Genomic DNA, 26,593 nt, shown 5'->3' on the forward strand with positions numbered 1-26,593 from the left:
TATTGGTTAGCTCTTGCTTTTCGCCTTTCAGTTGAAAAGAAAAACGTGTATGACAAAAATTGCATTCATTTATAACGTAAACCTTCAAAAGCAATTGATTTAAGATCTTATTTTTGTTTACACTGATAATAAATCAATTAATAATGATTCATAACTAATTTTCACTAAGGAACCTTGAAATGCCACCAATTTCTGATGCAGATGTTATCATTTATTGTCTCATTAAGTTTTATATAAACAAACCAGAGCAACAGTTAATGGATAGGTTTGGCTCAGATAAATTCAGTGAAAACCATTTAAATTTTGAAGCTAAAATTAAACCCTTTTTGAATTTAAAAATTGGCTTGGATCGAATATATGATTCTCTTACTAATACATCTAGAGCCTATGTACTATTTCGAAACGCGATAGCTAAATCTGATGTACAATATAAACAAAATGATGAAAGAAAAGTATTTATGTCAATAAATAACATGTTGGTTAATAGTCTTATGATAGAGTTTTCAAAGTTCAATGAGCTAATCAACAAAACAAAAAGATATTTTATAAAAGATGTTGAACTTAGAAGTTACTTTCTAAATCTGGATAACTTTAATAATAGAATATCAAATTCGCAATTAAGAAGAATTAGAAATGGATGGTTTGCACATCCCTTTGAGGACGAAACAAATTTAACTGTTTTCAGAGAGGGTAGTTTTCAAAACTCAATATTCAAAGTCCTTGAAGAACTAACCTCACCAGAAAGTAAGAATGACTTTAATAAAAGTAAAGATAGAGTCCTTTTTTTCTGTGAAAAGTATCTTTTTTCATGCAAAAATAATTGGACTGCAAAAAATGGATTTACTATATCAACCAAACCTCAAGAAATCTTAATTGATATGAACAAATTTTCTTCTGAGCTAAAAAAATTAAGACTTTATAATATCGAACCTTTTTTCTCAGTAGACGATAAAGAGCTTTATATATTCATGGAAGACCCTGCACACTATATATATAATGACCCTCACTTCAAAAAATAAACATTTAATTTTTTTTGTATATTTTTAAAATAAAGCCCTTTTGTTTCTTTAAATGAAAACGAAAATGAAAATTAACGATTGGGATAAAAAAATAGTACTACCAAACACTATATTAACATATTTACTTTAGCGACATAAGATAAAATATATAATATGGGAAGGAATTCGTATGGATATAAAAACAATCAATCTCCGATATTTAATTATAAATCTCATTCGTTACATCCATTATTGAGGTCTCATTGTGTTAGTGTCCGATTAAATGCTAAGGAACTATAACCTCTTAATATAAATAGAGGCTCTTACAGAAAAGGCGAATGGCTCCGCATGTAATTTCTGCAAAACCAGCCACCAGTAATACCGACGATTAATACTGCAGCCTAGAAAAAATTGTCTGACATATCGCAAAAGCTAAATCGAATAGCGACCCATATATATTGTAAAAGCAAAGAAAGTCAGCTTACTCATACTGAATTGTTCGCTGTAAAGCGACAACTGGAAGAGCTTCGTCACAACTTGTTGAGACCAGATTTTTGGAGTGTCCCTCGTGAAGGGTATGCGGAAGATCAAGAGGGGTAAGAGCTTCGCTGGTGTTGTTCGTTATGCATTGCTGCCGGGAGCACATCATAAAAGCGATCCAGTCGTAATCGGGGGCAATATGCTGGCTGGCTCCGCTCTTGAACTGATTGCTGAATTTGATAACACCAAACAGCTTCGGCCAGATGTTCAGAAGACCGTTTGGCACAACTCGCTTCGCCTGCCTGATGTTGAATCACTAACGGCTGAACAATGGTCCAGCATCGCAGATGACTACATGAAGATGATGGGGTTCAGTGATACCCATCTCCGTTGCTATGTCTTACATGACGACGAAGGCCAGCATATACACATTATTGCCAGCAGAATCGACATAGCCGGTGGGAGGCTCTACTTGGGTAGGAATGAAAATCTCATCAGCACACAGATCATCAGTAAACTTGAAGTCGCTCATGGCCTGACAGTGACAAAAACTGCATCCCCCCCCCTCGTAAGCACAACCGAAGCGGAAGAGTGTGACCCGTAATGAGAAAATGCTATCGGACGAACCGGGGTGCTTTCACCAAGAGAAGCTCTGCAGCAAATACTTGATAAAAGTTTAATATTATGTACACCTAATACCTCGAAAACTATCTCACTTCCTTACTAATAAACGGTCATAAAAATAATGTAAGTTATTCTGTAAGGTTTTAAGCCAAAATATGGAGCCAAACTTTACATTTTCATAAAAGCTCTTAGTCCAATAGATATAAAATTATCCGCTTCGCTAGGAGTTTCATTTCATCAGGACATTTAATTAGAGAGAGCTAGGTCTCGTAAACATATATCTGTTTGGAAGCATTAAGCTCTGAGATCGAATCTAAAGGTTCTCTCAAATTTCCTACAAGGTACTGACTGAGCCAGCAAATGATTTGTTTATTCAACTCGTTATTGGGTAAGTCATAAATCACTTCTGGATCAAAGATCTTGTAAAAAAGATCTCCGCATAAATTGCACATATGGTTATCTTCACTCACAAATTCTTCGATATTCATAATATGTCTCCCCAATTTAACTAAGCAACATTATTTCTGCTTGTTTCGATAACTGATTGAATCCACTGGTCAACTTCACTCTCGACAAAAGCAACGGCACGAACTTCGATCTTTACTGGTGCCGGAAACCGACCTTCACTGATCAAACGATAGATCCATGCCTTGCCGAAATCAGTTCGTTTCAAGACTTCTGGTAAACGAATTAAGCTTTGATTGATTGTATTCATTTGGCTGTCTCCTCCGCTTCCGTTAAGGAGATATTAGCAACACAGATTTGTATCTATGAAGAGAGTGCTGATAACTGAAAATTTAGATGAGGGATGAATGGAGAGAAAATTCGGGGAAGAAAAATATTTTCGCCCTCCCCTCGACAATTAACATGATGATTTGAAACTAGAAAGAGCCGAGTTCAAAAATCGGTATGTTGAGGAGATGGCTGTTTTTGCTGATAAAGTATTCGAGACTACGGGTTGTTTCTCCATTCAAAGACTTCTCTGCAACAGGCCTGTCTGTATCTTTAATGTGATCTTCTCCTCTGATCTCACTTGTAAAGTCGGGATACAAGATACGAGACAACACCATATTTGAGATTTTTACTTTTTTAAATTTTGCCCAAATCAATAGGTCCATCATTGGGATAATATTGTAATCGACAACTTTTCTTATTTTTTTCAGTCCAATTTTTTCTGTTTTCACTGGCTCAATTTCATATTCTTTCCTAAGATCTGGTAATATCGTTTGTAAGGCTGTTATAATTTCTTCATCGCTGGATATTCCTAAATCAAATGAAACATACATCTTGCTGCTATTTTGGTTTAGAAAAAATTTTCTCTTAGTTTTTGTTATTGGTTTCTTTTTCAACTCTTTTTTGAAATCGCGATTTTCTTCAAAAAAATCCATGCTAAACATTATTAACTTGTTTTCTAATTTTTTATATCACCAAAGCTAACCTGCGCAACAGGTATTTGGCCCTTGCCAAAATGACCATGATTATTATCTTGCCTGCTTAAAATTGGATTACCTTCAAGGATAGACCTTAAATTTTGATTATCATCTTCCCATCCAAAATTTACACTGTCGAAAATCGCTTCCCTAAATGCAAGATCAGTATGCAGTTCTTTAATTGTAAGTGATATTAACTGTTCATAATTTTCGAGACTAAACCAGCTTTTTAATTCTTCATAAGGGCTTACTACTTTCATTAATCTCTCCATTGTTTCAAAGCTTGAATGAGTTAACACTGCTTATTTTAATTAATTCTCCCTTAACAAGGTTGATAAGGGAGAACGATTACTTAACTACTTATTCATAGTTAAATTCTTTTAAAATCAAATGGTGAAACTTGTCTTATTCTAAGGAGGTCAAGGTAATCGGCCCACCACTGCAACATAAGCTTTCTCTCATCAAGGTGCTCTGCTTTATGTATATAGGCAGCACGAACTGAGTTCCGCTCCTGATGGCTCATTTGACGTTCAACAGCATCTTTCGACCACAAACCGGATTCAATCAAGGCACTACAAGCCATAGCCCTGAATCCATGTCCACAGACCTCCACGGTTGTGTCATAGCCCATAGACCTCAAAGCCTTGTTTACCGTATTTTCACTCATAGGCTTTCTGAAATCATGGTCGCCAATGAACACGAGTTCATGATCACCGCTGATCTCTTTAATTTCCGTCAACACAGCCAATGCCTGACAACTCAAAGGAACAAGGTGTGGAGTTCGCATTTTCGAACCACGATGTGAATGTTTCACTCCGGGTAATAGCTCTCGCTCTGCAGGAATAGTCCACATAGCATTGTCGAAATCGATCTCTGGCCAACGAGCAAACCTGAGTTCACTGGAACGGATAAAAATGAGCAATGTGAGCTTTACAGCTAACTTAGTAAGTCTCCTACCTTTGAAGCTCTCGATACGCTCTAAAAGCTCTGAGAACCTCTCAAATGGTAAGGCTGGCCTATGCACCCGCTTTGCTGTCGCAATAGCCCCTGCCATTTCCTGGGCGGGGTTATAATGAATTATGCCGTTCTGAACAGCGTATCGCATCACTGCCGTTGTTCTTTGCTGTAAACGGGACGCAACTTCCAATCTTCCAGATGCCTCAACAGCTTTGATGGGAACGAGAAGATCTCTTGTTTTAAGTTCGGCAATTTTCTTTTTGCCAATAACAGTGAAAAGCTCGTCTTCCATGCTTTTTAGAACACGTTCGCTATGGGAGGCCGACCATTTCCTTTTGCAGGCGGTATGCCAGTCTCTGGCAATGGCTTCAAAAGTTAGAGCTTCGCTTTGCTCGATCTTGTCTGCTTTTTTCTTTTCTGAGGGGTCGAGACCAAGCGATACTAATTTTTTGGCTTCATCTCGTTTCTTGCGGGCTTCACTAAGAGAGACCAATGGATAAACACCCAATGCTAAAACTTTCTGTTTGCCATCGAAACGGTATTGGAGTCGCCAGTACTTCGAGCCGTTAGGATTGATCAGCAGGTGCATTCCCTGGCCATCGGTGAGTTTGAAGGGTTTGTCGGAGGGCTTGGTAGTCCTAACTTTGATATCGGTGAGAGCCATCAGTTGATACATCCAGTGTTGGTACCAAAATCAATCGAACCGGGAATACCATCAGTTATACCCTCATCAGTTGGTATATGTTCAAGGAATTGAGTAGACGTGTACAGACTAAGAAAAGCCAGAAACCTGCTTAACTTACTGTTTTTATGGAATAAAGTAGACGTTAGTAGACTTGAAAAAAGCTTTGTATGGTGCCGAAGGCCGGACTCGAACCGGCACGTATTTCTACGGTTGATTTTGAATCAACTGCGTCTACCGATTTCGCCACTTCGGCACTGAAGGGGATGCGGAAACGTTGTGGATTATACCTGTCACGCGCCGCCATGCAAGCGGCGGCGCGCTAAACCTGCGCTAAGTGTTGAAAAAACCAGCGTAACCGCCCTTACAGGTCTGACACCGCATAGCGGATCAGCCCAGCGGCGTTCTTCTCTGGCAGCGTCAGCACGTTGTTCCACAGGTCCTGCACCAGCTCGCAGCTCACCTTCTCTTTGCCCACCGCCTTGTTCGGCGCCTGCAGCAGTTCGAAGTCCTGGCCGTACTTCTCTGCCAGCTTCTGCACAATCGGCACCACGTCGGTCTCGGCGCGTTTTACCTCTTCCGGGGTCACGGTGTGCTTGTTCGGGCCGAAGGCGGCACGCATCATGGTGGCATCTGCCTCCATGCGGCGCTGCATCAGCTCTTTACTCAGCAGGCGCATCGGGTTCACGCCCCCTTTCACTTCCGGATAGAGGAAGCGGAAGCAGCTATCGTCGCTCACCTTCTGCATGGCGGCGGTCTGCTCCATATTGATCTTCATATACTCCACCACGTTGGCATCCGGGGCGTTTTGCAGGCGCGCCATCTGCAGATGCAAAATCTGCGGCTGGATGGTGTCGATAATCTGCTGCTCGTTCTTGCCTGCCTTTTGCAGGGCGATCATCTCATCCTGAACTTTTTTGCGGAACGCCGGGTCTTGCTCTTTAATCACCTGCCACACCGGCATGCTGCCCAGCGCGGTGTCGAGCTGCTGTTCCGTGGTGGGCTGCTGGTCGCGAAAGATCCAGCCCGCTACTACCATGCCCAGCACGACGGCTGCCGCAATACCTAACCCCTTTTTCATTATCCTTTGTCCTTATCAATTAAACCGGCACGCCGCTATGAAAGCGGAACTCGCTATCTGCAGACGTGATAAGCGTAGCCTCGACGTCGCCAAAGTGCTTAATGCGCGGGGTGATGTCTTCGTCACTCACCTGCTGCGCAAGGTGCAGATAGTCCTGATAATGGCGCGCCTCAGAGCGCAGCAAAGACAGGTAAAACTTCTGCAGGTCGTCGTCGAGGAAGGGGGCCAGCGCGGCAAAGCGCTCGCAGGAGCGCGCCTCGATATAGGCCCCACAGATCAATTTGTCGATCAACGTCAGCGGCTCGTGGGTGCGCACGGCTTTCAGCATCCCTTTGGCGTAGCGGCTGGCGGTGATTTTGACGTACGGGATGTTACGTGTGACCATCGCCTCGCGCACCTGCCAGAAATGGTGCAACTCTTCTTTAATTAACAACACCATGCTGTCGATAAGCGCCTGACCCCAGGGGTCGTCGGTTTTGGGCATCACGCTTTTGCTTATCTGCTTATGCAGGGCAATAAAGTCGGGTTCCGGCCCGTCGCGAAAGGTGAAGGCTTCGTAGGGCTTAAGCCACGCCAGCAACGCGTCGGCACCGCTTTCATCGGCGACGTATTTTCGCACTAATAACAGCGCGGTCTGGGCGGCCTTCAGTTCGCACACCATATGATCGGTAAGCAACAGCGGCAGGTTGGCCGGGTCGCGGGCTTTGTCTATCCACGCTTGCGGGGTGGGGCACGGGAGGAAGTTTAGAACGGGAGCAAGTATCTGCGGGTAATCCATGTTTGAACCTTGAAAGCGGCAGTGTGCACTGCCGCTAATACGCTATTAGTGACGCACGCCGTCGTCATCTTCGTCGACGTAGTCTTCGTCGTCGCCTTCTTCACCCTCTTCGCCGTTCGGATCTTCGAAGTAGGTGCCCCAGCCGTCGTACTCCACTTCAAAGCGCTCGGCCAGGTCCATCAGCTGTTCTACCTGCGCGTCGATCAGCTCAGCTTTCAGGGCGCCTTCGCTCAGGATATCGCAGCAGATGACGGTGTCGCCCTCTTCCACTTCCAGCTCTTCCGGCTCGGTCACTTCATAACCCAGACGGAACGCCTCCACCGCCAGCTTCTCCAGCGCTTCAAAATCATCCGCAGAGAAATGGTGCTCAATGGTGTACAGCGCATCCGGATCGCTGCCATCTTCCAGCAGCTCTTCAATAATCAGGCGCGTCTCTTCGCGTTGCTCTTCCAGTAGTTCCGGGTTTGCCATGGCTCAATCCTCTTTAAAGTGCGGCAGTACTTCTATTTTCACACACGGATGTGTTTGCCTCCACCTTTCGACGAAAGATTTGTGAAACAGGGTTGCAAATGAATATTCATATAGATAAATTGAATTTTAATTCATTAAGTGGCCTCTGCCATGTGAGGATAAAATGTCTGAACTGTTTAAAAAACACTTCCTGAAATTGCTCGACTTTACCCCTGCCCAGCTTACCGGGCTGCTCGCCCTGGCGGCGCAGCTGAAGTCCGACAAGAAAAAAGGGACTGAAGTACAAAAGCTTACTGGCAAAAACATCGCGCTCATCTTCGAAAAAGACTCAACCCGTACCCGATGCTCTTTCGAAGTTGCCGCTTTTGACCAGGGTGCTCGCGTCACTTATCTCGGCCCAAGCGGTAGCCAGATAGGGCATAAAGAGTCAATTAAAGACACCGCGCGGGTGCTGGGCCGCATGTATGACGGCATTCAGTATCGCGGTCATGGCCAGGAAGTGGTTGAAACCCTGGCGCAGTTTGCCGGCGTGCCGGTGTGGAATGGGCTGACCAATGAGTTTCATCCCACGCAGCTGCTGGCGGACCTGCTGACCATGCAGGAGCACCTGCCGGGCAAGGCGTTTAACGAGATGGTGCTGGTCTATACCGGCGATGCCCGTAATAACATGGGTAACTCGATGCTCGAAGCGGCAGCGCTTACGGGGCTGGACCTGCGCCTGGTCGCGCCACAAGCCTGCTGGCCGGAAGCGAGCCTGATAGCCGAGTGCAGCGCCCTGGCCGAGAAGAACGGCGGTAAGATCACCCTTACCGAAGATGTGGCGGCCGGTGTGAAAGGGGCCGACTTTATCTATACCGACGTCTGGGTGTCGATGGGCGAGCCGAAGGAGAAGTGGGCGGAGCGGATTGCTCTGCTGCGCGGTTATCAGGTGAATAGCCAGATGATGGCGCTGACCGGCAACCCGAACGTCAAGTTCCTGCACTGTCTGCCCGCCTTCCACGATGACCAGACCACCCTGGGCCAGCAGATGGCGAAGGAGTTTGATTTGCACGGCGGCATGGAAGTGACCGATGAGGTCTTTGAATCTCCGGCGAGTATCGTGTTTGACCAGGCGGAAAACCGCATGCACACCATTAAGGCGGTGATGGTGGCGACGCTGGGGGAGTGATCTCAGGTTTGTCCTCTGCGGTCTGATGCCCTCACCCCGGCCCTCTCCCACAGGGAGAGGGAGCAAATAATAAAAAGCCAACTTACGTTGGCTTTTGCTTTTACCTTGGCGCCATTCGATTGATTTTTCAGCGAAAAACAGGTACTTTTTTCGCCTGTTTCCAGCGCGAGTGATGCCTGATTATGCCTATTATTCAATCTGTTGAACGTGCCTTACAGATCCTCGACCTCTTTAACGAGCAGGCCACGGAGCTGAAGATCACTGACATCAGCAAACAGATGGGGCTGAGTAAAAGCACGCTTCACTCGCTGCTCAAAACCCTGCAACTGCATGGCTATATCGATCAGAACCCGGAGAACGGTAAATATCGCCCCGGCATGAAGCTGGTCGAGCGCGGTCATTTTGTGGTGAGCACCATCGACATCCGCCAGAAGGCGAAAAGCTGGCTGCAGGCGTTGTCCGATCGCACCGGGCAGACTACCCACCTGGGAATTCTGGACGGGCGCGAAGGGGTCTATATCGAGAAGATTGAAGGCAAACTCGCGGCCATCGCCTATTCGCGCATTGGCCGTCGCCTGCCGGTGCATGCCACCGCCATCGGGAAAGTGTTGATTGCCTGGCTCGGCGAGGCGGAGCTGAATGCCCTGCTGGAAGGGTACGACTACGCCACCTTTACCCCGGCGACCCTCGCCAGCCGCGAGGCGCTGCTGGCGGCGCTGGCCGAAACCCGTGCGCAGGGTTACGCCCTGGACAGCGAAGAGAACGAACAGGGAGTGCGCTGCGTGTCGGTGCCGGTGCGCAACCATGAATCACGCGTCATTGCCGCGCTAAGCCTCTCTACCCTCACCTCCCGGGTGGACGACGCGGAGCTGGCCCGCTTCCGCGAGCAGTTGCAGGAGGCCGGGCAACAGCTGTCACGAGCCCTGGGCTGCCCGGCCTGAGGCGTTACGCCTCTTCTGGCGTGTAGCTAAAGTAGTCGAAATCAGCGTGGCAGCCGTCACCGCTGATATCCTCGCAGTGCAGCCCGACAAAGGCCCCGGTAAAGAAGCCGCGCCCGCCAATATAGTCATCTGACAACTTCCACGCCTCGAAGGTGATGGGCACGCTGTGCCAGGTTTCACCGTCGAAGGAGTAGCTGTAGTGATACTCAAGACGATCGACCTCCACCCGCAGCCAGATGCTTTGCGCGTCGTCAGGCACCGGGATGGGCTGCTCGTGCAGCGGCCAGAGCGGCTGGTTCTGATCGAGCTGAATCACCTTCAGAGTGCGCCCCTGCCCCTCCTCATAATCGACAAAGCAGTAGCTCCAGTTTTTGCTGTTGTAGTAGCAGGTGAGCCCGGCGCTCTGCTGGAAGTGGCGCGGCGAAAATTCCATGCGCGTCTCGGCCGTAAAGGTGAAATGTTGCCAGCGGCGTGCGACGGTAGATTGCACAAAGGTCGAGTTCAGGGAGTCGTTGCCGTACAGCCGCAGCCAGCCCGCGCGGGCGCTCAGGGAGCCGAGCGAGGCATCGAACGGGATGCGCAGGGTCTGCAGTTCCGGGTCGAGGGTCGCGTGGTCAAAGTCATCCCGCCAGGTGGCGGGCGCAGCCACGTTGCTCTCTGCCATCTGCGGCCCCGGCACGCTGAGCTGCGCGTGTTTTCCCCCTTCCACGTACGGCCAGCCGTCGCGCCATGCGATGCGGGCGATACCCGTCTCGCGCCCCAGCGAGCAGTAGCCGCGCCCACCGCTTGCCAGCAGCGGGATGCCCGGCCTGCGTTGCGGGCGACTGGTGAGGTAGGCCATAAACCACTCTCCGGTGTGAGTCTGGAGCAGCGAGCCGTGGCCGCTTTTTTGCAGCGGATTCTCCGGCAGGTGCCAGCTGGTCATCATCGAGACCTCCGGGTGCAGTTCGTAGGGCCCCTCCAGCGTGCGTGAGCGCAGCACCACCACCGCGTGCTCGTAGCTGGTGCCCCCCTCCGCCACCAGCAGATAGTACCAGCCCTCTTTACGATAAAGGTGCGCCCCCTCGGTGTAGCCCAGCGGCGTGCCGGTGAAGAGCGTTTTACGCTCGGGCGACAGGGTGTGGGTCTCGGGGAAGTACTCCTGCATTACGATGGTGTTATGCGGATTACTGTGGTGGCGCGGCCCCCAGGGGCGATAGAGGTAGTATTTGCGTCCATCGTCGTCATGGAACAGGGACGGATCAAACCCGCCGTTGCCCATCGGGATCGGCTCGCTCCACGGCCCCTCGACGGAGGGGGCGGTGACGAGGAAGTTGCGCCCATTTTTCCAGGGTGAATCGACAATTTTAACGTCGGTGTAGAGCAGCCAGAACTGCCCGTCGGCGTAGCTCAGGCACGGCGCCCAGATCCCGCCGGAGTCCGGGTTACCTTTCATGTCCAGCAGCGACACGCGGTCCAGCGGGGTACTCGCCAGCCGCCAGTTTTTCAAATCCCGGGAGTGGTAGATGCGCACGCCAGGGAACCACTCGAAGGTGGAGGTGGCGATGTAGTAATCCTCGCCCTGCCGGCAGAGCGACGGGTCCGGGTTAAAGCCGGTAAGAATCGGGTTGGTAATGGTGTACATGGTGCCTCCGGCTTAATGCGATGCTGCGGTCGTGGCCGCCGGAAGATCGTCGCCTCTGGCCGCCCGGTGCTTGATCAGCTGCTGGCTGATAGCCTCCACGCGCGCGTCCGTGAGCTTGTAAAAAGAGAGCATGATGAACATGCCCACGTAGAGAATGACCGGCACCACGCAGAACAGGATTTTGATGGTGGAGAGCACTTCCACCGGCTGCACGCTGCTGCTGGCGGAGTAGTTCACCCAGGCCAGGATCCAGCCTACCAGCGCGCCGCCAATGGCCAGGCCAATCTTCAGGGCGAAGAGATAGGTCGAGAACACCAGCCCATCCAGACGGCGGCCGCTGCGGCTCTCTTCGTAATCCACCACGTCAGAGGCCATCAGCCACTGCAGCGGCGTGGTGGTGTTAAAGACAAACAGGAACAGGATATTCAGGGCGAAGATCAGCGCGATGTGCTCGGCTGGCGTGAAGAAAATCAGCAGGCTAATCAGGGAGTAGGCCACGATGATCCATTTGAAGGCTTTAACGCGATCGAAGCGGCCCAGCAGCCGGGATGAGCAGAGCGAGCCAAACATGGTGGCGATGCTGCCGTACAGCAGAAACTGGGTCGCCATCTCCGGATGGTCCATCACATATTTCACGAAGTAGAGCGTGGCCCCGCCGCGCACCACGTTGGAACAGGTCGCCATCATTTTAAAGGCACACATAATGCGCCACTGGCTGTTGCCCAGCAGCAGCTTAAGATCTTTCGAGACCGACGCCCCCGGCTGCACCTCAAAGGTGTAGCGCTCTTTGGTGGTGAAGAAGCAGACATAGAGCAGCACCACGCCGCAGAGCCCCAGCACGCACATGGCGCCGAAGTAGCCGAGCTGTTCGTCACCGCGGCCGATGATCCCCACCAGCGGCAGCGCGATACCGCTGATCGCCAGCGATCCCGCCGCCGCCAGGAAGAAGCGCCACGACTGCAGGGCATGGCGCTCTTTCGGATCGGCGGTGATCACTCCCGGCATGGCGCAATAGGGCACGTTAACGAAGGTGTAGACCAGCGTCAGCAGAATGTAGGTGATGCAGGCGTAGATGATTTTGCCATTGGCCGAAAAGTCGGGCGTGTAGAAGGTGAGCATGCAGACCAGGCCAAAGGGGATCGCCCCCCACAGCAGAAACGGGCGGAACTGGCCGTGGCGCGTGCGGGTGCGGTCCACCAGCAGCCCCATCAGCGGGTCGGTCACGGCATCCAGCACGCGAGAGACTAAAAACAGCGTGCCCATTATTCCCGCCGAGAGGCCAAACACGTCGGTGTAGAAATAGGCCAGCAGGAACATGGTGGCCTGCCAGACGAAACCACAGGCGGTGTCACCCAGCCCGTAGCCAATTTTATCTTTCATGGTTAACTGCATCTTTACCCCCAACGCAAAGTGGAACGGTACCGACGTCAGGGACCTGAGCCAGGGAAAAAGCGCCCCGGCGCATCGACAGGAATACACCCTTTGGTCATCTGATTAATTACAAACTCGTGTTAATAAAGTGTAATAAGGGGCTTATTTTTCCGGCAATGGTCATTTCTGGTTTATGAATTATGATATTTTTCTTTTGTGATTCCGGTCGTTATTAGCTCGCCAGGTAGAATATTTTCACCTTATATTTTAGTAAGTTATTAAATTCTCATTGTGTTAATCTAAATATATTTCAGACAGCAAAAAGCCGTCCGCGAATTTCTCTTCGCAGACAGCCTTTTTATTTCAGAACCTAAAGTCCGAGCGCTTTTTTACCGGCGTTAATAACCTCGATAATTTTATCTGTATCGTAAATACACCCTTTCCAGGTGCCACCGCTCACCGACTGCAGTGCCGCCCACAGGCGGGTATCGTCCGGCAGGAAATCGTGGGCATGCAGTTCCGGATGCGGCGCGCGCAGGGCCAGCACCGCCGCCCCCTGCGCCGGGGTAAGGGGATCTTCCAGCGTGCCGATAAAGTTCACGCTCCCGGTCAGGCGAAGGCGATCGACCTCGATGGCGATGATGTCATTATCGCGCAGCTTACCAATCGGCCCGCCCGCCAGCGCCTCGGGGGCCACGTGGCCGAAACAGGCCCCGGTTGAAACGCCCGAAAAACGGGCATCGGTGATCAGCGAGACCGTCTTACCCCAGGAGACATGCTTCAGCGCCGAGGTGAGCTGGTAGGTCTCTTCCATCCCGGTCCCGGAGGGGCCGCCGCCTATCACCACCATGATGTCGCCCTCGGCAATCTCGCCGTTTTTAATCGCTTTAATGGCCCGCGCTTCCGAGACAAACACCCGCGCCCGTCCGGTATGGCGATAAACACCGTCTTCCCCGACCACAGAGGGATCGATGGCCGTGGCTTTGATTACCGAACCGTCCGGGGCGATGTTGCCCACCGGGAAGGCCACCGTCGAGGTGAGGCCGCGCGCTTTGGCACGCGCCGGGGGCAGGATCACGTCATCCGGATCCACGTCGTCTTCCTCTTGCAGGCACTGGCGGAAGCGCGCCCGGCGCTCGGAGGCCTGCCACCAGTCAAGGTTTTCACCCACCGTCTGGCCGGTGACCGTCATCGCATCTTCATGCAGCAGGCCCAGCGCACGCAGGTGGAGCATCACCTCCGGCACGCCCCCGGCAAGAAACGCCCGCACCGTGGGGTGATAATCCGGGCCGTTCGGCAGCACGCTCACCAGCCGCGGGACTTTACGGTTGATGCGCGTCCAGTGTTCCACATCCGGAATGGTGCAGCCCGCCGCGTGGGCGATGGCCGGAATGTGCAGCAGCAGGTTGGTGGAGCCGCCAAAGGCCGCGTGGATCACCATCGCGTTCTCGATGGCTTTATCCGTCAGGATGTCGCGGGTGGTGATGCCGCGGGTATCCAGCTCGCTCACCGCCCTGGCGGACTGGCGCGATATCTCCAGCCAGACGGCCTGGCCAGAGGGAGCCAGCGCCGAATGGGGCAGCGCCAGCCCTAAGGCCTCGGCCACCACCTGCGAGGTGCCTGCGGTGCCAAGAAATTGACACCCGCCCCCCGGTGACGCGCAGGCGCGGCAGCCCAGCTCGGCGGCCTCCTGCAACGACAGCTCGTGGTTGGCATAGCGCGCGCCGATGGTCTGAACCTTACCGGCATCTTCCCCGTGCGTCGGCGGCAGCGTGGCCCCGCCCGGCACCAGAATGGTGGGCAGATCGTGCATAGAAGCCAGCGCAATCATGGTGGCGGGCAGCCCTTTATCACAGGTGGCAACGCCAATCACCGCCCGGCGCGTGGGCAGCGAGCGGATAAGTCGCCGAAAGACGATAGCGGCATCGTTACGGTATGGCAGGGAGTCGAACATGCCGTGGGTGCCCTGCGAGCGGCCATCGCAGGGGTCGCTGACAAAGGCGGCAAACGGGATGCCACCGTTACGGGTGATCTCTTTCGCCGCCGCCTGCATTTGCAGGCCAATCTCCCAGTGGCCGGTGTGGTAGCCCAGCGCCACCGGACGTCCGTCGCCCGCGCGGATCCCCCCCTGGGTGCCGATGATCAGCACCTCTTTGCCGGTCAGCTTGTTGGCATCCCACCCCATCCCGGCGTTTTGCGTCATGCCGAACAGGTTACCGCTGGGTGACTCCATCAGCATTTGCGGGGTCAGCGGCAGCGCCCCCTGCGGCCCGGCGGCGTGGGTTTTCACCGAGTAGAAGGCGTGATCCTGCGGCGTAAAAATCGTTTCAATCGACATCGTGACCGTCCGGCTCAGCAGAGTTTGAGCTGTTGTAGCAGCGATTTCAGCTGCGCTTTGCGCGCCTCATCCAGCGGCCCGGCAGGCGGCAGCACGTAGGTTGATACCGGGCGACCACAGAGGGAGATGGCCTCTTTGATCACGTTCACGAACGGCGTATCCAGCTGATACATCTGCGGAATTTGCAGCATGGTCTGGTGGTACTGCGCCGCCCGGGCCAGATCGCCGTCGCGGAAGGCCTGCAGCAAGTTGACCGACACCTGCGGGGCGAAGTTACCGCTGGCCGAAATGGCGCCATCGCCCCCGAGCAGCAGGGTATTGAACAGATGGTCATCGTAGCCGCAGAGCACCACAAAGTGCGGATGGGCCGCCTTCACGGTAAGGATCATGCTGCGCAGATGGGCCACGGAGTCGATGGTGTCTTTGATCCCCACGATATTGCTGCGCGAGTCCACCAGGGTTTTCACCAGCGCCGGGGTGAGATCCTGCCCAGTCAGGGCCGGGAAGTTGTAGAGGATCACCGGCAGGGTGACGCTGTCTGCCACCTGCTGGAAGTAGCGAATCAGGTTGGCTTCTGAGACTTTCCAGTAATAGGGATTGATGACCACAATCCCGTCCGCCCCTGCCTGCTGGGCATGCTGACTCAGCTCAAGGGTTTCGCGGGCGTTGGTGCCTCCGGTGCCAATCAGTACCGGTACGCGGCCATTCACATGCGCAATGGCAAACTCGGCAATCGCTTTGCGCTCGTTGGTATTGAGCTGGGTAAACTCCCCGCCACTGCCGAGGAAAAACAGGCCATCCACCCCGGCGTTGATCATGTCGTCGACCAGCGCGGCGGTGCCCGCTTTATCGAGCATGCCGTCCGGGGTGAAAAGGGTGGAGACAGGCGGAATAATTCCCGAAAACTGCGCGGTCTGCTGCATGGGATCTCCTTGCTTAATCGTTTTGTTCTACATTATAGAACATCGTTCGTTTATTTAACGATCATACTATGACGCAGAAAAAGCGCAGGACAATGGGATGAGATGAGGGAGTGCGGGAAATTTAAGCTGGATCACATTCTACAGGGTGCGGTCTGGTGCCCTCACCCTAACCCTCTCCCACAGGGAGAGGGAACTTTTACACCTTCTGCTTCAGGGTGAGGAAACTTTTAAACCCTCTCCCCAAAGGGGCTAGGAAGAAAAGACGGCCCGGTACAATCCCCTCTCCCCTCTGGGGAGAGGGTTAGGGTGAGGGGTAAGAGAATTACCCCACCAGCATCTTCACAACCACCTTACGCACCTGCCCCGGCGCGCCCACCGCGCAGAGCGGCTTGTGCACTTCACCAGGGTAGAAGACCACAAAATCCCCTTCGTTCAGGACTACCGTCTTCTCTTGCTCCCCTTCCGGCAGGAAAGCGATATCTTTGTCCGCCAGCCAGTCAGTATCCGGCGTGCCGTTTGGCAGGGTGCTGAAGGTCATCCCCTCCTGGCCTTTCAGGACAATCTGGATATCCAGATAACGGGCATGATACTCCGCGCGGCGCTCAGCAAAGGGCTGGGTCATATCTTCCGAGACCAGGAAGAACAGACGGTTGCCGTCGATATCATGTTTACCGGTCGGGGTCGCCTCGGTAACGTGCGTTTTTACGTGCTCAATCGCCTGACGCAGTTCCGCAGGCAGCCAGCTCTGGAGGTTATGAATATTGCCAACGATCATGGTTGAATCCTCAATATAAAACACCGTTTCATTTTAAACTTTTATACGAAAAATTTGGCTGCCATACCACTACTTTTTGGCCGGGATTTGCCGCAGCGCATAACCATGCAATGCAAACCGTTTGCTTTGCTTAAAGCGTGAATTTATCGCTTGATCCCGCCTTCAGGCTGCGTATAATGCCCCACAATTTGCCGGGAGGAAGCATGGTTCAGTGTGTACGACATAATGTCTTACCGCGTCTCAAAACAGACGCTGGCCTGCCGTTTTTCTTCCCGCAGCTATCCCTATTCCCAGAGCCCCTCATTTGAGGGGCTTTTTTTTGCCCGGCGTCAGGAGATAAACATGAATCCGCTTTATCAAAAACACATCATTTCCATAAACGACCTTAACCGCGAAGAGCTGGAGCTGGTGCTGGAAACCGCGGCAAAACTGAAATCCAACCCGCAGCCGGAGCTGTTGAAGCACAAGGTCATCGCCAGCTGCTTCTTCGAGGCCTCCACCCGTACGCGCCTGTCGTTCGAGACCTCAATCCACCGCCTGGGTGCCAGCGTAGTGGGCTTCTCCGACAGCAGTAATACTTCGCTGGGCAAAAAGGGCGAAACCCTCGCCGATACCATCTCGGTCATTAGCACCTACGTGGATGCCATCGTGATGCGCCACCCGCAGGAGGGGGCCGCGCGCCTGGCAACCGAGTTTTCTGGCGGTATTCCGGTGCTGAACGCCGGGGACGGGGCTAACCAGCACCCCACCCAGACCCTGCTGGATCTCTTCACCATTCAGGAGACCCAGGGGCGGCTGGAAAATCTGAACATCGCCATGGTCGGCGACCTGAAGTATGGCCGCACCGTCCACTCCCTCACCCAGGCGCTGGCGAAGTTTACCGGCAACCGCTTCTACTTTATCGCCCCGGACGCGCTGGCGATGCCGCAGTACATTCTGGATATGCTCGACGAGAAAGGCATTAAGTGGAGCCTGCACGCCAGCATCGAAGAGGTGATGGGCGAAGTGGATATTCTCTATATGACCCGCGTGCAGAAAGAGCGCCTGGATCCCTCCGAATACGCCAACGTAAAAGCGCAATTCGTTCTGCGCGCCAGCGACCTGGAGGGCGCACGCGCCAACATGAAAGTGCTGCACCCGCTGCCGCGCATTGATGAGATCACCACCGACGTCGATAAAACGCCGCACGCCTGGTACTTCCAGCAGGCCGGCAACGGCATCTTTGCCCGCCAGGCGTTACTGGCACTGGTTCTGAATCGCGATTTAGCTCTGTAAGGGGAGACGACCATGACACACGATAACAAACTCCAGGTTGAAGCCATCAAGCGTGGCACCGTGATTGACCACATCCCCGCGCAGGTGGGCTTTAAGCTGCTGACCCTGTTCAAGCTGACCGAAACCGACCAGCGCATCACCATCGGTTTGAACCTGCCGTCCGGTGAGATGGGGCGTAAAGATTTGATTAAAATCGAGAACACCTTCCTCACCGACGAGCAGGTTAACCAGCTCTCGCTGTATGCGCCAGACGCCACAGTGAACCGTATCGACGACTACGAAGTGGTGGGCAAATCTCGTCCGAGCCTGCCAGAGCGTATCGAGAGCGTACTGGTCTGCCCGAACAGCAACTGCATTAGCCACGCGGAGCCGGTTAACTCCAGCTTTGCGGTAAAAAAACGCGCCAACGATATCGCGCTGAAGTGCAAATATTGCGAAAAAGAGTTTTCCCATACGGTGGTGCTGGCCGGTTAATCCGCAATGACGTGTATAATGGCCGGGAATCCGTTTTTATCACGCTGTTATTCAGGAGAAAACATGACCAAAGTACTCGCGACGGAAAATGCACCAGCCGCTATCGGCCCGTATGTTCAGGGCGTTGATCTGGGCAGCATGATCATCACCTCAGGCCAGATCCCGGTGAACCCGAAAAATGGCGAAGTGCCGGAAGACGTGGCCGCGCAGGCGCGCCAGTCGCTGGAAAACGTGAAAGCGATTGTTGAATCCGCAGGCCTGAAAGTGGGCGATATCGTGAAAACGACCGTTTTCGTTAAAGATCTCAACGATTTCGCTACCGTTAACGCCACCTATGAAGCCTTCTTCACCGAACACAATGCGACCTTCCCGGCGCGCTCTTGTGTAGAAGTGGCCCGTCTGCCGAAAGACGTGAAGATCGAGATTGAAGCGATCGCCGTACGCCGCTAACGCTTGTTTTTTAATATTAAGGCAGCCCAGGCTGCCTTTTTTTATTTCCCCGATACACAGCCGAAAATAGCCTTCAAGTTTTTTCAATATTATTTTTCATCCCGCCATTCCATGACTTCATTTTTATTCCGCGCAACACTAACTGCGCCCAAAAGCATTACTCTCTTTTAATGGAATAATAAATGAAACTGTCTAAAATTGCGTTGGCACTTGCCACACTCACGGTTGCTTCATCGGCTTTAGCTCACGGTTATGTCCAGTCTCCGGCCAGTCGTGCTTATATGTGCAAACTGGGTCAGAACGTTGACTGTGGCACCGTACAATATGAACCGCAGAGCGTGGAACGCACCTCCGGCTTCCCGAACGGCGCCCTGCCGCCTGATGGTCAGCTCGCCAGTGCGGGCATCTCCCAGTACTCTCAGCTGGATCGCCAGAGCCTGAACGCCTGGACCAAAACCCCAATGACCGCCGGCGCGCATACCTTTACCTGGTATCACACCGCACCGCATAAAACCACCAACTGGCGTTATTACATCACCAAACAAAACTGGGATCCAAATAAGCCACTGACCCGCGCGCAATTTGAATCCACGCCATTCTGTACCGTTAATGGAAATGGCCAGGCGCCAGCCGTTACCCAGAATATGAATTGTAATGTTCCGGAACGTACGGGTTACCAGGTTATTTACGCGGTATGGGAAATTGCCGATACCACAAATAGCTTCTATCAGGCTATCGACGTTGATTTCGGTAATGGCGGCAGCCAGACGCCGGACGAAACCCCGGCGGTCGTGTCTGAGTGGGCGAAAACCCTTAACGGCCAAATTTCCGGTAATAACCTGAACGCTGGCGATAAAGTGATTGCCCGCTTCTTCGATGCCAACGGTGAAGTGGTCTCCATGCGCACCGAAATGACCATCTCCTCTGACGCCCAGGGCGATGCTAACCAGTGGTCTTACGACCTGGCGCAGAAAATCAACGCCGAGCAGAACGATGTCCGCGTGGGGATGAAAGATGAAGGCGGCGATGTGAACCCGGTTCACGGCGCAAACAGCGTGTATGTGAGAGAGGGCAGCGCCCTGCGATCCGTAGCCATCTCTTATGAAGAGCAGCAGGCTCAGGTGGACGAAAACATTGCCGTGAGCAATGTCCAGTACAGCAAAATCGTTAACGGCAACGCGACCGTCTCCTTCCACGTTAACACCCAGGGTGATGTGAATCTGGAAGCGCACGTGATGAACCATCAGGGCGCGGAGAAAGGCTATCTGAAGCAGGATATGAACAACGCCAATCAGGATGTCACCATGAACCTGACTAACGTGACAGCTGGCCACCACATGCTGAAATACTACGCGACCAATAAAGACGGCACCCTGTTTGCGCAGGACGTTGTCAACATGATGCTGGAAGAGGATTCAGCCAGCGCCGATACCGGTACTGCGGGCCAGTATGACTACCGCTTCCCGGAAAACCTGAGCAGCTACACTGCGGGCACCGTTGTTCTGCAGCCGAAAAACGGCAAAACCTACCAGTGCAAACCGTTCCCTTATAGCGGCTACTGCGTACAGTACAAGAAAGCGGCTAACCAGTATGAACCGGGTGTCGGTTCACACTGGCAGCAGGCCTGGGTGCTGAAAAAATAACACCCCTTCCCTCTCCCGCCCGGGAGAGGGATTTTTTTACTGATTGCGCGTCGCGCGCAGCAGTTTTTCCAGCGGATAGACTACCGCGATCACCACCTCATCCTGAATCTGTGCCGCTCCGTCCAGTTCGCGCTGAATTGAGGCAATCTCGGCATCATCCAGCGTCCCTTGTCGCGCCACCAGATCGGTGAGCCGCAGGCCAATAGACGACAACTTATCCACCTCCTGAATTATCGGCTTCAGCGCTTTTAACTGATAGTTGCTTTCGCTGAGCGCCAGCGCATCGCTGGTGTTGTTCTGCAAGCGGGTAAAGACATGCCGCAGCGCGTCGGCGCTTTCGTTGTCTTCGGCATCGCTCACCAGACGTTCCGCCCACTTGTTCATCTGACGCACGGTATGACTTTCCGCACTCAGGGCATCCGCGTAGCGGTTCAACGGCTCGAACTGATGGTAGTTGCCTGCCTGGAACTTCAGGTGCTGGCGCGTGTAATACTGCGCAGGCTCCAGCGCCTGGGCGAGAATGTGCAGCGCCACGGTATCGGTATTATTTGCCAGGCGGATAAACTGCGTCTGCTGCTGGCTATGCTGCTGCAGGCCTGCAGAGACGGTACTCCAGGTGTCCATCGCCTGCAGGCGGGTGTACATGTTGTCGATGTCCGTCACCTCTTTCGCCGACCATAGCCGCTCCGCCACCGCAAACGCCCGCGGCCAGAGCTTGATATCCAGCACCGGCGCGGCTACGTTCTCGGCCCACAACGCCACTTCGCCACCCAGCAGGTTCGCCTGTTGCGCGGTATCCGGAACGGCGGGCATGATCCCCTTCGGCACCGCATCCAGGCGGGCACCGGTCACCGGATAGCGTACATTGCCCACGAGGAAGTAGCCGCTGAGCTTATCATCCGTGACGGTGATGACCGGGCGGGTTTCCCCCATCCAGGTATCCACCGTGAAGCTCACCTGATTGTCGGCGCGCCACTCAATGTCGTTTACCGCCCGACGGGATTTACCGTTGAAATCGATAAATCCGCGCCAGCCTTTCTCGCCGGTCACCAGCGTAAAGCTGCCCTCTACCGGCTTGCCTTTCAGACGCGGCATGCTAAATGACCAGCTTTGGGCGCTGTCGTTGTCGGTAATCACATCCACATTATTGAGCCCCTCGGGCACCACTTCGTTGCGGTAGTGATAAGCGGTGCTCTGTGGCTGATCGAGATAAAAACCGGTGGAGAGGATGCCCTTATACCCCTGCTTCGCCACTTCCCCCAGTGCGTCCTGTCCCTGCCAGGACTGGATCAGGATGCTTTTTGGCAGATCCGGGTGGAAGATTTCGTCCCAGCCCACCATCTGGCGCTGATTTTTCTCGAGGATGGTCTCCAGCTTGCGGTTGAAATACGCCTGCAGCGCGTGGCTGTCGGCCAGCTTGTTGTCGCGCATAAACTGCTGGATCCTGGCATTGGCTTTCCACTGGCTGTCGTCCACCTCATCCCCGCCGATGTGCAGATAAGGATCGGGGAAGATCGCCGCCAGTTCGCTGACCATCGCCGCCGCAAAGGTATAAGTCGCCTCTTTGGTCGGATCGAATACTGGCTTCAGCACGCCCCAGTGACGCTCCATCTCATACGGGCCGGGGGCGCTCATCAGCTCAGGATAGGCCACCGCAATTGCCGAGGCGTGGCCTGGCATGTCTATTTCAGGCACCACGCGGATCCCCCGCGCCGCGGCGTACCTGACCACCTCACGCATCTGCTCCGGGGTATAGAACAGCCCGTCGCTGGCGAGCTGGGTCAGCTTTGGATAACGCTTCGAGGTAAAGCGCCAGCCCTGATCGTCGGTGAGGTGCCAGTGCAGCACGTTAAGTTTCGCCGCCGCCATGCCGTCAATCTGGCGTTTGATCGCCTCCAGCGGAATAAAGTGACGGGCAGAGTCGAGCAGCAGGCCACGCCAGGGGAAGCGCGGCGCATCTTCAATCGAGACCCACGGCAGCGCGGTGTTTTCCGGGCCGTTCTGAATCAGTTGCAACAGGGTTTCCATCGCCCGCAGCGCGCCGAAGCGGGTATTTGCGGTAATAGCCACGCCATTCGCGTTGACGGTCAGTTTGTAACTCTCATCACTGTCCGGCTTTGGCAGCGCGTCCACCTTGCGGGCAACGGTAATGGTGATGGTCGGCTTATCCGGGTTGGCGGGCTGCGGCTGTAAAGTCCAGCCGGTTTGCAGGGCAATGCGATCGCGCAGACGGGTCACGGCATCGCTGAGATCGTCGCCGCTGACCTTGACCGCGACCTGATTGGTCAGCACCAGCGCGCCCTGCGTAGCGGGATGCTCTACCTTTGCCGGCCAGGGCATCAGGGGAAGATCGCCCACCGGGGAGGCAAACGCAGACGCGCCGAGCATAAGCCCGGCGGTTAAGAGGCTGTACCGTAACATGAAAGTTCCTTATTTGACGGGCCAAAAAAAGTAAAACATTTTGTTAACATGCCCCTTATTAGGGGTCAAGCTAACAGGATGACGTAGATCACAGCCTGTCTAATTTAGGAAAAAATAGGGGTCTGTTTGAGGAGTGCTTACCGCAATGCGCTGCGTGGAGAGAGTAAAATGGCAAACGGGGTTGTAATGCCAGTCAGTTAAGCAATCCGGTATTTCTATGTCACTGAAGTGGAAAGTTTCCGTTCACCAAGGCATCTCTGCTTTATGCCGGTTCCGCTGCGGTGAACGTGCCAGGGGGGCTCGCCGGCTCGCCCCGGCCTGCGGTCAACGCCTCGGCGATTTTCTGCCGGACTGGTCCCCTCCCTCCGGCCACTCTGCGGCCTGACCGGGGCACGGGTGTTGACTCCCCGCTGAAATCGGCGAACCGGAGACCGGATGACAAGGGCTGGACGCCATGGATGGCGGCCAGAGGCGAAGCGAGACAGGGACGTCGAGTTGAGCCGACCGCAGGCAGGAGGTCGGGAGGTGAGCGCAGTGCGAAGCACCGATTTCGTCGCGGGGCCGCGGGGATTGATAAGGGGGGCCCGGCGGTCCCCCTTATCACGTTCACGGGTGGTGTGATGCCATATTCTGCTGAACATGAGGTGAACGGAACGATTCCACCGTGCTAACTGATCGGCATTACAACCGGGGTTGCCATTTATTGTTAAAACGCTTACTGCCAGCCATAGCGGCGGCTATAGAACCCTTTAACCATCTGGGTCAACACCATGTACCCGGCCAGGATCGCCACCAGCCACGGGAAGTAGCTCAGCGGCAGCGCCTGTAGCTGCAGGTAACTCGCCAGCGGCGAGAACGGCAGCGCAATGCCCAGCAGCATCACCAGCCCGGTCATCAGGATCAGCGGCCAGGCCGCACGGCTCTGGATAAACGGGATGCGGCGGGTACGGATCATATGCACAATCAGCGTCTGCGACAGCAGCCCGACCACAAACCAGCCGGACTGGAACAGCGTCTGCGCTTCCGGCACGTTGGCATGGAACACAAACCACATCAGGCAGAAGGTCAGGATGTCGAAGATGGAACTGATCGGGCCAAAGAAGAGCATAAAGCGTCCCAAATCCGCCGGATTCCAGCGCTGGGGTTTGCGGATCTGCTCCTCGTCGACGTTATCGAACGGGATCGCGACCTGCGACACGTCATACATCAGGTTCTGAATCAGCAGGTGCAGCGGCAGCATCGGTAAAAACGGCAGGAAGGCGCTGGCAACCAGCACGCTAAAGACGTTACCGAAGTTGGAGCTTGCGGTCATCTTGATGTATTTCAGCATGTTGGCAAAGGTGCGGCGTCCTTCGATGACCCCCTCTTCCAGCACCATCAGGCTTTTTTCCAGCAGGATAATATCTGCCGCTTCCCGCGCGATATCGACCGCGCCGTCCACGGAGATACCGATGTCGGCCGCCCGTAGCGCCGGGGCGTCGTTAATGCCATCCCCCATAAAGCCCACCACGTGCCCTTCGCGCTTCAGCAGGGTGACGATGCGCTCTTTGTGCATAGGCGTCAGGCGGGCAAACAGGGTGGTACGTTTAGCCAGCGCGGCCAGTTCATCGTCTGACAGCCGTTCGATATCGCTGCCTGTCACCACGTCGCCCGCGTCCAGCCCCACGTCGCGGCATACTTTGGCGGCCACCAGCTCGCTGTCGCCGGTGAGGATTTTTACCGTGATGCCGGAGGCTTTTAGCGCCTTCAGCGCCGGAGCGGTGGTCTCTTTTGGCGGATCGAGGAAGGCGATATAGCCTTCGAGGATCAGATCCGATTCATCGATACGCTGGTAATCCCCCTCGCGCGCAGGCAGCCGTTTTGTCGCTACCGCCACCACCCGCAGCCCCTGACGGTTCAGGGTATCGGTCACCCGGGCGATGCGGCGCAGCATGCTCTCATCCAGCGGCACTACGTTGCCGTTATGACGCACGTGGGTCGAGACCGCGAGAACCTCCTGCAACGCCCCTTTGCAGATAAGCGTATGCACATCCTCCTGCTCGCTGACCACCACCGACATACGGCGGCGTTCAAAGTCGAAGGGGATCTCGTCCACTTTTTGCCAGCGGGCAGAGAGCGTCCGCGCGGCGGTTTCGTCCACCCCTTCCAGCACCGCCACGTCGAGCAGGTTTTTCAGCCCGGTCTGGTAGTGGCTGTTCAGCCAGGCGCTGTGCAGCACGCGCTCGCTGCTTTTGCCGGAGATATCCGTGTGGTTCTCCAGCACGATTTTATCCTGCGTCAGGGTGCCGGTTTTGTCGGTACAGAGGATATCCATGGCGCCAAAGTTCTGAATGGCGTCGAGGTGTTTAACAATCACTTTTTGCTTTGAAAGCTTCACCGCCCCGCGCGCCAGCGTGGAGGTGACAATCATCGGCAGCATCTCCGGGGTTAAGCCCACGGCCACTGACAGAGCAAACAGCGCCGCCTCCCACCAGTCGCCTTTGGTGTAGCCGTTGATCACCAGCACGATGGGAGTCATCACCAGCATAAAGCGGATCAGCAGCATGCTGACGCGGCCAATCCCCTGCTGAAAGGCATTCGGTTCACTCTGCTGCTCGCTGACGCGCCCGGCAAGCTGGCCGAACCAGGTATTGCCGCCGGTGGCGATCACCATCGCTTGCGCTGTACCGCTCACCACCGTGGTGCCCATAAAGCAGAGGGTATCGCACTCCAGCGGATGGGTTTGCTGCGGGTTGCGGCTGCGGGCAACCTTCTCTACCGGCAGCGATTCCCCGGTGAGCGAAGCCTGGGCCACGAACAGATCCCTTGCCTGCAACAGGCGTAAATCCGCCGGGATCATATCCCCGGCGGCCAGCTTCACAATATCCCCGGCCACCAGTTGATCGACGGGCAACTCACGCCACGCGTTCTCGCCTTTATCATTAATGACGCGCAACACCGTGGCGGTATTGCTGACCATCGCTTTCAGGGCATCGGCGGCTTTGGTCGAGCGCGCCTCCTGCACAAAGTTCAACAGCGTGGCGATGGCCACCATCAGGGCGATCACCCCGGCGGCAAAGAGATCTTCCGTGGCGTAAGAGATGATCCCCAGCAGCGTGAGCAGCAGATTGAACGGATTGCGGTAGCAGGACCAGAGGTGCCGCCACCAGGGGGCCGGCTGTTGCGCCGGAATTTGGTTGTCGCCATGGGCTTCGCGCACGGCGGCCACCTCGGCAGGATTCAGCCCTTCCGGGTGGCTGCCAAAGGTGTGCCACAGCGTCTCTTCGTCCATCGCCGCCACGCGCAGGCAGTGGGCAGAAAGGCTATCTGGCAGGGTGGCATCGGCCAGCTGTTTGCCAGTCATCATCGGGTCGCGCTGTACCAGACGACGCGGCAGGTGGCGGCTCAGTTGGCTGAGCAGCAGTTGGGTTAAATTTTTGAACATAGTCAGTCCCCCGCACCCGCAACAGCGGGTGCAGAATATCCTTCAGACGTGACAAGGCCGCGCCTGAGAGGCGATCTGTTTTATGCAGGGACGTTTTTAGACGTCACTGCCTTACGCATCCGGTAAGGCAGTGAAAACAGGCTTACCGGCGTGAAGGGGCTCTCCGTCGGGGGAGAGGGGTGGGATCGGGATCCATAAAGCCTCCGGTAAGAAAAAAAGTAAGCCGACGCGCAGTATAGGGTTTTAACCATACCGTGAGTGACAT

General features: G+C 54.2%; 21 protein-coding genes, 1 tRNA gene and 5 pseudogenes. 11 read left to right on the forward strand and 16 right to left on the reverse strand.

Annotated elements, in window-relative coordinates:
* Positions 1-179: 179 nt before the first annotated feature.
* The 3 genes and pseudogenes from B3511_RS16290 to B3511_RS16300 all read left to right on the forward strand — a co-directional run.
* Entirely contained in the window at positions 180-1,019 is an 840-nt protein-coding gene (locus tag B3511_RS16290; protein ID WP_286783807.1) for a hypothetical protein, read from the forward strand.
* A gap of 153 nt (positions 1,020-1,172) precedes the next feature.
* Positions 1,173-1,598 (forward strand): annotated as a pseudogene (locus B3511_RS16295) (hypothetical protein).
* Positions 1,567-2,157: pseudogene (locus tag B3511_RS16300) on the forward strand (relaxase/mobilization nuclease domain-containing protein); the annotation flags it as partial. The pseudogenes B3511_RS16295 and B3511_RS16300, both read left to right, overlap by 32 nt.
* A 133-nt stretch (positions 2,158-2,290) precedes the next feature.
* On the opposite strand, the pseudogene B3511_RS16305 reads toward B3511_RS16300, so the two are convergent.
* From B3511_RS16305 to rraB, 8 genes and pseudogenes are all read right to left on the reverse strand, one after another.
* Positions 2,291-2,590, reverse strand: a pseudogene (locus B3511_RS16305) (hypothetical protein).
* Positions 2,591-2,610: 20 nt separating this feature from the next.
* On the reverse strand, positions 2,611-2,817 hold the full coding sequence (locus B3511_RS16310) for a helix-turn-helix transcriptional regulator (RefSeq protein ID WP_286783808.1): 207 nt from the start codon (positions 2,815-2,817) through the stop codon (positions 2,611-2,613).
* 166 nt (positions 2,818-2,983) lie between these two features.
* Positions 2,984-3,792, reverse strand: a pseudogene (locus B3511_RS16315) (DUF6387 family protein).
* Between the two features lie 110 nt (positions 3,793-3,902).
* Positions 3,903-5,153 carry a tyrosine-type recombinase/integrase gene (locus B3511_RS16320; protein ID WP_286783809.1) on the reverse strand — a complete coding sequence of 417 codons (1,251 nt, stop codon included), beginning with the start codon at positions 5,151-5,153 and terminating at the stop codon, positions 3,903-3,905.
* A 189-nt stretch (positions 5,154-5,342) separates the two neighbouring features.
* A tRNA-Leu gene (locus B3511_RS16325) sits at positions 5,343-5,427 on the reverse strand.
* A 108-nt stretch (positions 5,428-5,535) separates the two neighbouring features.
* Positions 5,536-6,252, reverse strand: a complete 717-nt coding sequence (locus B3511_RS16330) for a hypothetical protein (RefSeq protein WP_046886439.1) — start codon at positions 6,250-6,252, stop codon at positions 5,536-5,538.
* A 19-nt stretch (positions 6,253-6,271) separates the two neighbouring features.
* Positions 6,272-7,030, reverse strand: coding sequence for a tRNA isopentenyl-2-thiomethyl-A-37 hydroxylase MiaE (gene miaE / locus B3511_RS16335; protein ID WP_040077410.1), 759 nt, complete (start codon positions 7,028-7,030; stop codon positions 6,272-6,274).
* Positions 7,031-7,075: 45 nt separating this feature from the next.
* Positions 7,076-7,501, reverse strand: a complete 426-nt coding sequence (gene rraB / locus B3511_RS16340) for a ribonuclease E inhibitor RraB (protein ID WP_040077411.1) — start codon at positions 7,499-7,501, stop codon at positions 7,076-7,078.
* Between the two features lie 98 nt (positions 7,502-7,599).
* Here rraB and argL point away from each other — a divergent pair, with 98 nt between their 5' ends.
* From argL to B3511_RS16350, 3 genes are all read left to right on the forward strand, one after another.
* The gene (gene argL / locus B3511_RS20685) at positions 7,600-7,695 is read left to right on the forward strand and encodes a putative translational regulatory protein ArgL (protein WP_414671881.1); all 96 of its coding nucleotides are present in this window, start codon (positions 7,600-7,602) and stop codon (positions 7,693-7,695) included.
* A complete protein-coding gene (argF, locus tag B3511_RS16345) occupies positions 7,665-8,669 on the forward strand; it encodes an ornithine carbamoyltransferase (protein WP_286783810.1) in 1,005 nt (334 codons plus the stop codon). Before argL ends, argF begins: the two co-directional genes overlap by 31 nt.
* A 182-nt stretch (positions 8,670-8,851) precedes the next feature.
* Positions 8,852-9,610 (forward strand): IclR family transcriptional regulator, encoded by a 759-nt coding sequence (locus tag B3511_RS16350; protein WP_286783811.1) that lies wholly within the window; start codon positions 8,852-8,854, stop codon positions 9,608-9,610.
* Positions 9,611-9,614: 4 nt separating this feature from the next.
* Here B3511_RS16350 and B3511_RS16355 read toward each other — a convergent pair whose 3' ends face one another.
* The 6 genes and pseudogenes from B3511_RS16355 to B3511_RS16380 form a co-directional block, all read right to left on the reverse strand.
* Positions 9,615-11,234 carry a glycoside hydrolase family 43 protein gene (locus tag B3511_RS16355; protein ID WP_286783812.1) on the reverse strand — a complete coding sequence of 540 codons (1,620 nt, stop codon included), beginning with the start codon at positions 11,232-11,234 and terminating at the stop codon, positions 9,615-9,617.
* Between the two features lie 12 nt (positions 11,235-11,246).
* Positions 11,247-12,626: an MFS transporter gene (locus tag B3511_RS16360; protein ID WP_286783813.1), complete on the reverse strand. Its 1,380-nt coding sequence runs from the start codon at positions 12,624-12,626 to the stop codon at positions 11,247-11,249.
* Positions 12,627-12,975: 349 nt separating this feature from the next.
* Positions 12,976-14,943, reverse strand: a complete 1,968-nt coding sequence (locus B3511_RS16365; protein ID WP_286783814.1) for a YjhG/YagF family D-xylonate dehydratase — start codon at positions 14,941-14,943, stop codon at positions 12,976-12,978.
* Positions 14,944-14,957: 14 nt separating this feature from the next.
* A complete protein-coding gene (locus tag B3511_RS16370; RefSeq protein WP_233803549.1) occupies positions 14,958-15,866 on the reverse strand; it encodes a dihydrodipicolinate synthase family protein in 909 nt (302 codons plus the stop codon).
* Positions 15,867-16,188: 322 nt separating this feature from the next.
* On the reverse strand, positions 16,189-16,641 hold the full coding sequence (locus B3511_RS16375) for a YhcH/YjgK/YiaL family protein (protein ID WP_040077420.1): 453 nt from the start codon (positions 16,639-16,641) through the stop codon (positions 16,189-16,191).
* A gap of 146 nt (positions 16,642-16,787) precedes the next feature.
* Positions 16,788-16,865 (reverse strand): annotated as a pseudogene (locus tag B3511_RS16380) (hypothetical protein); the annotation flags it as partial.
* On the opposite strand from B3511_RS16380, the gene pyrL reads away from it, so the two are divergent.
* The 5 genes from pyrL to gbpA all read left to right on the forward strand — a co-directional run bounded on the left by pyrL (position 16,845) and on the right by gbpA (position 20,483).
* On the forward strand, positions 16,845-16,949 hold the full coding sequence (gene pyrL, locus B3511_RS16385) for a pyr operon leader peptide (RefSeq protein WP_072039576.1): 105 nt from the start codon (positions 16,845-16,847) through the stop codon (positions 16,947-16,949). The pseudogene B3511_RS16380 and the gene pyrL overlap by 21 nt on opposite strands.
* A gap of 34 nt (positions 16,950-16,983) precedes the next feature.
* A complete protein-coding gene (pyrB, locus tag B3511_RS16390; RefSeq protein WP_286783815.1) occupies positions 16,984-17,916 on the forward strand; it encodes an aspartate carbamoyltransferase in 933 nt (310 codons plus the stop codon).
* A 12-nt stretch (positions 17,917-17,928) separates the two neighbouring features.
* Positions 17,929-18,390 (forward strand): aspartate carbamoyltransferase regulatory subunit, encoded by a 462-nt coding sequence (gene pyrI / locus B3511_RS16395; RefSeq protein WP_040077423.1) that lies wholly within the window; start codon positions 17,929-17,931, stop codon positions 18,388-18,390.
* Positions 18,391-18,453: 63 nt separating this feature from the next.
* Positions 18,454-18,840 (forward strand): 2-iminobutanoate/2-iminopropanoate deaminase, encoded by a 387-nt coding sequence (gene ridA, locus B3511_RS16400; RefSeq protein ID WP_040077424.1) that lies wholly within the window; start codon positions 18,454-18,456, stop codon positions 18,838-18,840.
* A 182-nt stretch (positions 18,841-19,022) separates the two neighbouring features.
* The gene (gene gbpA, locus B3511_RS16405; RefSeq protein ID WP_212478320.1) at positions 19,023-20,483 is read left to right on the forward strand and encodes an N-acetylglucosamine-binding protein GbpA; all 1,461 of its coding nucleotides are present in this window, start codon (positions 19,023-19,025) and stop codon (positions 20,481-20,483) included.
* A gap of 36 nt (positions 20,484-20,519) precedes the next feature.
* Here gbpA and B3511_RS16410 read toward each other — a convergent pair whose 3' ends face one another.
* Together B3511_RS16410 and mgtA are read right to left on the reverse strand one after the other, a co-directional pair.
* Positions 20,520-22,904, reverse strand: coding sequence for a beta-N-acetylhexosaminidase (locus tag B3511_RS16410; RefSeq protein ID WP_286783816.1), 2,385 nt, complete (start codon positions 22,902-22,904; stop codon positions 20,520-20,522).
* 715 nt (positions 22,905-23,619) lie between these two features.
* Positions 23,620-26,328 carry a magnesium-translocating P-type ATPase gene (gene mgtA, locus B3511_RS16415; RefSeq protein ID WP_286783817.1) on the reverse strand — a complete coding sequence of 903 codons (2,709 nt, stop codon included), beginning with the start codon at positions 26,326-26,328 and terminating at the stop codon, positions 23,620-23,622.
* Positions 26,329-26,593 lie beyond the last annotated feature (265 nt).

This window comes from Leclercia sp. UBA1284 (genome assembly GCF_002308415.1).
GTDB classification, from domain to species: domain Bacteria; phylum Pseudomonadota; class Gammaproteobacteria; order Enterobacterales; family Enterobacteriaceae; genus Enterobacter; species Enterobacter pneumoniae.